Annotated in this window: 6 protein-coding genes and 1 pseudogene; all 7 read right to left on the bottom strand. The window is 58.9% G+C overall.

Features of this window, described 5'->3' with window-relative positions; all coding sequences use genetic code 11:
• On the bottom strand, positions 1 to 634 hold a 634-nt coding region (locus JWR14_RS27530), incomplete at its 3' end, for an NADH-quinone oxidoreductase subunit J (protein WP_299715064.1).
• Positions 635 to 816: 182 nt separating this feature from the next.
• Positions 817 to 1,305 carry an NADH-quinone oxidoreductase subunit NuoI gene (nuoI, locus tag JWR14_RS27535; RefSeq protein WP_299715067.1) on the bottom strand — a complete coding sequence of 163 codons (489 nt, stop codon included), beginning with the start codon at positions 1,303 to 1,305 and terminating at the stop codon, positions 817 to 819.
• An 18-nt stretch (positions 1,306 to 1,323) separates the two neighbouring features.
• Positions 1,324 to 2,388 (bottom strand): NADH-quinone oxidoreductase subunit NuoH, encoded by a 1,065-nt coding sequence (nuoH, locus tag JWR14_RS27540; RefSeq protein ID WP_299715070.1) that lies wholly within the window; start codon positions 2,386 to 2,388, stop codon positions 1,324 to 1,326.
• On the bottom strand, positions 2,389 to 4,728 hold the full coding sequence (nuoG, locus tag JWR14_RS27545; protein ID WP_299715073.1) for an NADH-quinone oxidoreductase subunit NuoG: 2,340 nt from the start codon (positions 4,726 to 4,728) through the stop codon (positions 2,389 to 2,391).
• A 31-nt stretch (positions 4,729 to 4,759) separates the two neighbouring features.
• Positions 4,760 to 6,085, bottom strand: coding sequence for an NADH-quinone oxidoreductase subunit NuoF (gene nuoF / locus JWR14_RS27550; protein WP_299715076.1), 1,326 nt, complete (start codon positions 6,083 to 6,085; stop codon positions 4,760 to 4,762).
• The gene (nuoE, locus tag JWR14_RS27555) at positions 6,082 to 6,567 is read right to left on the bottom strand and encodes an NADH-quinone oxidoreductase subunit NuoE (RefSeq protein WP_031360671.1); all 486 of its coding nucleotides are present in this window, start codon (positions 6,565 to 6,567) and stop codon (positions 6,082 to 6,084) included. The genes nuoF and nuoE overlap by 4 nt, the downstream gene beginning before the upstream one ends.
• Before the next feature lie 158 nt (positions 6,568 to 6,725).
• Positions 6,726 to 7,399: pseudogene (locus JWR14_RS27560) on the bottom strand (NADH-quinone oxidoreductase subunit D); the annotation flags it as partial.

Here is a 7,399-nt window from a genome sequence, read left to right on the forward strand (position 1 = left end):
GCGCTTCAGTTTCGGACTTCATCTTGACGATCCGCACGCGATCTTTCGCGCGCACCTTGACCTGGTCGCTGATGCGCTGGCGCTTACTGTCCTTCTTCTCGCGAACGGTCAGCGAGACGGCCGCAATGATTGCCACCAACAAGATCAGGCCGGCGATTTCAAACGCAAAGATGTAGTCGGTGTAGATGACCTTGCCGATCAGATGCGAGTTCGACATCACCTCGTTCGGGCCCACGCCGGAACCGACTCCGTTGACCAGCATCGCGTCGCGCACCGGCGTAACGGTCGCGCCGTACCCGTGCCAGAGAATCAGCGCGGTTTCGATGATGATGATCGCGCCCACGATGCTGGCTATTGGCACGAACTTCTTGAAGTCGCCATGCAGCGCGTCGAGGTTGATGTCCAGCATCATCACCACGAACAGGAACAGCACCATCACCGCGCCGACGTAGACGAGAACCAGCAAAATGGCGAGGAATTCGGCTTCGAGCAGCATCCAGATCGCGGCCGCGTTGAAGAACGCGAGCACGAGGAACAGCGCGGACGCTACCGGATTGCGCGAAGTGATCACCTTCAGCGCCGAGACAACGAGCAGCAGCGCGAAGATGTAAAACAGTACGGTCGTGAATTCCATGATTACCGGTTCATCGTTAGGCTTTGTGTTTTGACACAAGCGCGCCGAGCCGCGTTTTTTTAAGAACGCAACCTACAACCGTGGCGCGCGGGCCGGAACAGCAGGTCAATTCAAATGCAGGAACAGCAAGGGGCGCGGCGATGTTCAACTTGCTCTGCCCCGCTTCGCTTTACCGCTCTTCTTTACCGATAAGGCGCATCAGCAGCCTTCGCAGCAGCAATCTCCGTTTCATAACGGTCGCCCACTGCGAGCAGCATGTCTTTCGTGAAATACAGGTCGCCGCGCTTCTCACCGTGATACTCGAGGATGTGCGTTTCAACGATCGAATCGACCGGGCAGCTTTCTTCGCAGAAACCGCAGAAGATGCACTTGGTCAGGTCGATGTCATAACGCGTAGTACGGCGTGTGTTGTCAGCGCGCGTTTCCGATTCAATCGTAATGGCGAGCGCGGGGCACACGGCCTCGCACAGCTTGCACGCGATGCAGCGCTCTTCGCCATTTTCGTATCGGCGCAATGCATGCAGGCCACGGAAACGCGGGGAGATCGGTGTCTTCTCTTCCGGGAACTGAACGGTCACCTTGCGCTGGAACAGGTAACCGCCTGTCAGCGCCAGGCCCTTCAGCAACTCGGTCAGGAAAAACGTTTTGAAGAAATTCTGAAATGCGTTCATGGTTATTTCATCCGCCCATTATTTCCAGATGTTCAGCGGCGACATGATCCAGAACCCGACCACGACCACCCACACCACCGACACCGGCAGAAAGATTTTCCAGCCGAGACGCATGATCTGGTCATAGCGATAACGCGGGAACGTCGCACGAGCCCAGATGAACACCGACAGCAGGAAGAAGATCTTCAGCACGAACCAGAAAATGCCCGGGATGAAGGACAGGAAACCAAACGGTGCACTCCAGCCGCCGAGGAACAACGTGGTTGCGATCGCCGAGATCACGATCATGTTGATGTATTCAGCCAGGAAGAACAGCGCGAACGCCATGCCCGAATAATCGATCATGTGGCCCGCGACAATTTCCGACTCGCCTTCCACCACGTCAAACGGGTGACGGTTCGTTTCAGCAATACCCGAGATGAAGTACACGACGAACATGGGCAGCAGCGGCAGCCAGTTCCACGAGAGGAAGTTGATACCCCAGTTCGCGAAGATGCCCTGTTCCTGCGACACCACGATGGCCGACATATTCAGGCTGCCGGTCACCATCAGCACGACGACGAGGGCGAAACCCATCGAAATTTCGTACGAGACCATTTGCGCTGCGGCGCGCATCGCACCGAGGAACGCGTACTTCGAGTTCGATGCCCAACCCGCGAGAATCACGCCGTACACGCCGACGGACGAAATTGCCATCACGTAGAGCAGACCGGCGTTGATGTCGCCGAGCACCGCTTTCGCCTGGAACGGAATCACCGCCCACACCGCGAATGCTGGCACCACCGTCATGATTGGCGCGATCAGGTAGATCCAGCGGCTGGCTTGCGTCGGCTGAATCACTTCCTTCAGCAACAGCTTCAGCACGTCGGCGATCGGCTGCAACAACCCGAGCGGACCCACGCGATTCGGGCCGAGACGCACGTGCATCCAGCCGATGAGCTTGCGTTCCCACAGAATCAGGTACGCCACGCACAGCAGGATCACTACCGAGACCACGAGAATGCGGACTACGGCCCACACCGTCGGCCAGGCGACGCCGAGAATCTGCGTCCCGCCTGCGTTGATCGTATCGAACAAGCCCATTTACGCCTTCTCCACTACCAGTTCACCGAACAGAGCCCCGAGCGCTGCACCGGCCGACGTTCCCGTCGATACACGCACCACGCTTTCCGCCAGGTTCGCGTCGCGAACTGCCGGCAGGACCACCGTGAGATCACCTTGGGCGACACGCACTGCATCGCCGTTCTTCAGACCGAGTTTCTCGAACAGCGACGTCGGCAACCCGACTACGTTCGCGTCGCGCGCAGCAGCCGTCAGATGCAGCGATTCAGCGCGACGCGACAATGCGTCGGCATGGTAAATCGGCGTGTCGGCGAGACGTTCGTAGCGGCCTTCGTTTGCTGCCGCTTTCGAAACAGCCTTGATCGCCACGTTCGTCTTGTTCGACAGACGCACCGTCAGATCGCCGCTCGTGCCCAATGCGGCGTCGCGGACTTCTTCGGCGGTATCGAATTCGAAACCCTTCAGGCCGAGGATGCTGCCCAGCACGCGCAGGACCTTCCAGCCCGGACGCGTTTCGCCCAGCGGACGTACCACGCCGTTGAACGTCTGCGCGGTACCTTCAGCGTTGACGAACGTGCCCGACGTCTCCGTGAACGGCGCGATTGGCAGCAGCACGTCGGCGTACTCGGCGCCATGCTTGAATGCCGACAACGCGACAACCATTTCTGCCTGCTTCAATGCGGCGAGCGCAAGAGCTGGGTTGGCGGTATCGAATGCGGGTTCAACGTTGAACAGCACGTAACCCTTGCGCGGCTGCTCGAATACTTCACGTGCGTTCAGTCCGCCTTCGCCCGGCAGTGCATCGACAAGATGCGCGCCTACCGTGTTGGCCGCTTCCGTCAGATAACCCAGCGTGGCGCCCGTGTTCTCCGCGATCCATTGGCACACGGCCTGGATCTGCGCAAACTGCGGATGCTGAACCGCGCTGTTGCCGAGCAACACCACACGCTTTTCACCCGCCGACAACGACGCGGCAATGTCCTTCGCCGCTGCCGACGCTTCGTGTGAAGCGAACGCTTGCGGCACTGCAACGCCCCGTGCTTCGGCGACTGCGGCCGCCAGACTGCCGAGGCGGTCGAGCCATTCCGACGGCGCCGCAACCACGCGATGCGCTGCGGGAATCAGCGAATCGTCATTGGTCGCGTTCAGGAACGTGAGCATTGCTCCGCTCTTGGCGGCCTGACGCAGGCGTGCGGCAAACAGCGGATGATCGCGACGCAGGAACGAACCGACGACAAACGCCGTGTCGATATTCGTCAGGTCTGCGATCTTCATGCCAAGCCACGGCGCGCTGTCCGAAACCGGCGCCGAGAAATCGCTCTGGCGCAGACGGAAGTCGACGTTCGGCGTACCCACGCCTTCAGCGAATTGCTTCAACAGATACAGTTCTTCGACAGTGCTATGCGGCGTAGCCAAAGCAGCGATCTGATTCGCGCCATGATCGGCCGTGATGCCCTTGATACCCTTCGCCACATATTCCAGCGCTGTTTGCCAGTCGGTCTCGATCCACTTGCCGCCCTGCTTCAGCATAGGCTGTGTGAGACGTTCGTCGCTATTCAGCGATTCGTACGAAAAGCGATCCTTGTCCGAGATCCAGCATTCGTTGATGGCTTCGTTTTCCATCGGCAGAACGCGCATCACGCGATTGTTCTTCACTTGCACGACCAGGTTCGCGCCGACGGAATCGTGCGGGCTGATCGACTTGCGGCGCGACAACTCCCACGTACGGGCGCTGTAGCGGAACGGCTTGCTCGTCAACGCGCCGACCGGGCACAGGTCGATCATGTTGCCCGACAGTTCCGAGTCCACGGTCTTGCCAACGAACGACGTGATTTCCGAATGCTCGCCACGACCCAGCATGCCGAGTTCCATCACGCCGGCCACTTCCTGACCAAAACGGACACAACGCGTGCAATGGATGCAGCGCGTCATTTCTTCCATCGAGATCAGCGGTCCGACGTTCTTGTGGAAAACCACGCGCTTTTCTTCGTTGTAGCGCGACTGCGACTTGCCGTAACCCACGGCCAGATCCTGCAACTGACATTCGCCGCCCTGATCGCAAATCGGGCAATCAAGCGGGTGATTGATCAGCAGGAATTCCATCACGGACTGCTGCGCCTTCACGGCCTTGTCCGATTTCGTACGCACGATCATGCCCGCCGACACCGGCGTGGCACAGGCGGGAACCGCCTTCGGCATTTTCTCTACTTCGACCAGACACATCCGGCAGTTCGCCGCGATCGACAGTTTCTTGTGATAGCAAAAGTGCGGAATGTAGGTATCTACCTTATGCGCAGCCTGGATCACCATGCTGCCTTCAGGTACTTCTACACTTTTGCCGTCGATTTCTAGTTCAACCATGATGGGGAATGGTCCTTGGCCTGATCACTGATCACGCGGTAAGCGCTTCGGACGTGTGCGCATGATGCGCGTGTCCGTCGACGAGACAATGTTTATGCTCGACGTGATATTCAAATTCGTCCCAGAAGTGCTTCAGCATGCCGCGCACCGGCATGGCCGCCGCGTCGCCGAGTGCACAGATGGTGCGACCCATGATGTTTTCGGCGACCGAGTTCAGCAGATCCAGGTCTTCCTTGCGCCCGAGCCCATGTTCGATCCGATGGACCACGCGATACAGCCAGCCCGTACCTTCACGGCAAGGCGTGCATTGACCGCACGACTCTTCGTAGTAGAAGTACGAAAGACGCAGCAGCGAGCGCACCATGCAGCGCGTTTCGTTCATTACGATCACGGCGCCCGAACCGAGCATTGAGCCGGCTTTTGCGATCGAGTCGTAGTCCATGTCGGTCTTCAACATGATGTCGCCCGGAATCACCGGGGCCGACGATCCGCCCGGGATCACCGCTTTCACCGACTTGCCGCGCACACCACCGGCCAACTCGAGCAAAGTCTCGAACGACGTGCCGAGCGGCACTTCGAAGTTGCCCGGACGATTGACGTCGCCGGCCACCGAGAAGATCTTCGTGCCGCCGTTGTTCGGCCTGCCGATCTCGAGATATTTCTGCGGGCCGATAGCCAACAGGAACGGTACGGCCGCGAACGTTTCGGTATTGTTGATCGTGGTCGGCTTGCCATACACGCCGAAGCTCGCCGGGAACGGCGGCTTGAAGCGCGGCTGGCCTTTCTTGCCTTCCAGCGACTCGAGCAACGCAGTTTCTTCGCCGCAGATATACGCGCCGTAACCATGGTGCGCATGCAGTTCGAACGAGAAACCCGAACCGAGGATATTCGCACCGAGGTACCCGGCCGCACGCGCTTCTTCAAGCGCCTGTTCGAAGATCCGATAGACCTCGAAAATCTCGCCGTGAATATAGTTGTAGCCGACCGTGATGCCCATGGCATAAGCACCGATGGCCATGCCTTCGATCAGCGAATGCGGATTCCAGCGCAGGATGTCGCGGTCTTTGAACGTACCCGGCTCGCCTTCGTCCGAATTACAGACGAGGTACTTCTGCCCCGGGAACTGGCGCGGCATGAAGCTCCACTTGAGACCGGTCGGGAAACCCGCACCCCCGCGGCCACGCAAGCCTGACGCCTTGACGTCGGCAATGACCTGCTCTTGCGGAATTTTTTCTTCGAGGATGCGACGCAGCTGGGCATAACCACCGCGCGCCACATAGTCTTCGAGGTGCCAGTTGTCGCCGTTGAGACCGGCGAGAATCAGGGGCTGGATGTGGCGGTCGTGAAGAGACGTCATTTCGATAGTTCCTCGAGGAGCGTGTCGATCCGCTCGCGACTCATGAAACTGCACATACGATGATTGTTCACGAGCAACACGGGTGCATCGCCGCACGCGCCGAAACATTCACCTTCTTTCAAGGTGAACTTGCCGTCGGCGGTGGTTTCGCCAAAGTCGATGCCGAGCTTTTGCTTCAGGTATTCAGCCGCGCTTTCCGAGCCGCCGTCGGGCCCGAGCTGGCACGGCAGGTTCGTACAGAGCGTGATCTTGTGTTTGCCGACCGGCGCGGTCTCGTACATGGTGTAGAACGTCGCCACCTCTTGCACGGCCACGGCGGGCATGCTGAGGTAATCGGCGACGAACTGCATCAGTTCCGGCGACAGCCAGCCGTGCTCTTCCTGAGCGACGGTCAACGCCGACATCACCGCGGACTGTTTCTGGTCCACGGGATATTTCGCGATCGCGCGATCGATTTCTTTCAGGCCTTCAGCTGAGATCATTTCAGACACGACTCTTTCAGTTCCTACCGAACGAAAACCCACCGCGCCCTTCTTTTGCGGCAGACCTGGCGTCCTGCTGTTGTTGGTTCGCCGGCAAGCTCAGCGCTGTTGCGCGTGCATGCCGGCGTGGTGCGGCGCAGATTGCTCGCGACGGCATGTCAGCGATCGATCTCACCGAACACGATGTCCTGCGTGCCGATGATCGTCACCGCGTCCGCAATCATGTGACCGCGAGCCATTTCGTCGAGTGAAGCAAGATGCGCATAACCCGGAGCACGAATCTTCAGTCGATACGGCTTGTTCGCGCCATCCGAAATCAGATAAATACCGAACTCGCCCTTCGGATGTTCAATTGCCGCATACGTCTCACCTTCGGGAACGTGAAAACCTTCCGTGAAGAGCTTGAAGTGGTGAATCAGCTCTTCCATGTTGGTCTTCATGCCCACGCGCGACGGCGGCGCAATCTTGTGATTGTCGACCATCACCGGGCCTGGATTCTTACGAAGCCAGTCAATACATTGTTTCGCGATACGGGTGGACTGGCGCATTTCTTCCACGCGCACGAGATAGCGGTCGTAGCAGTCACCGTTCACGCCGACCGGAATATCGAAATCCAGTTGATCGTAGACTTCGTACGGCTGCTTCTTGCGCAAATCCCATTCAATGCCCGAGCCGCGCAGCATCGCGCCGGTCATGCCGAGCTGCAACGCGCGCTCAGGACTGACCACGCCGATACCCACCAGACGCTGCTTCCAGATACGGTTGTCGGTCAACAACGTCTCGTACTCGTCGACGCACTTCGGAAACCGGCCGAAAAACTCTTCGATAAAAT

The sequence above is a fragment of the Caballeronia sp. genome, from assembly GCF_028292365.1.
Taxonomy (GTDB): domain Bacteria; phylum Pseudomonadota; class Gammaproteobacteria; order Burkholderiales; family Burkholderiaceae; genus Caballeronia.

Coding starts and splice junctions, on each gene's coding strand:
- nuoG (WP_299715073.1), bottom strand. CDS start 4,728: ATGGTTGAACTAGAAATCGACGGCAAAAGTGTAGAAGTACCTGAAGGC.
- nuoF (WP_299715076.1), bottom strand. CDS start 6,085: ATGACGTCTCTTCACGACCGCCACATCCAGCCCCTGATTCTCGCCGGT.
- nuoH (WP_299715070.1), bottom strand. CDS start 2,388: ATGGGCTTGTTCGATACGATCAACGCAGGCGGGACGCAGATTCTCGGC.
- nuoE (WP_031360671.1), bottom strand. CDS start 6,567: ATGATCTCAGCTGAAGGCCTGAAAGAAATCGATCGCGCGATCGCGAAA.
- nuoI (WP_299715067.1), bottom strand. CDS start 1,305: ATGAACGCATTTCAGAATTTCTTCAAAACGTTTTTCCTGACCGAGTTG.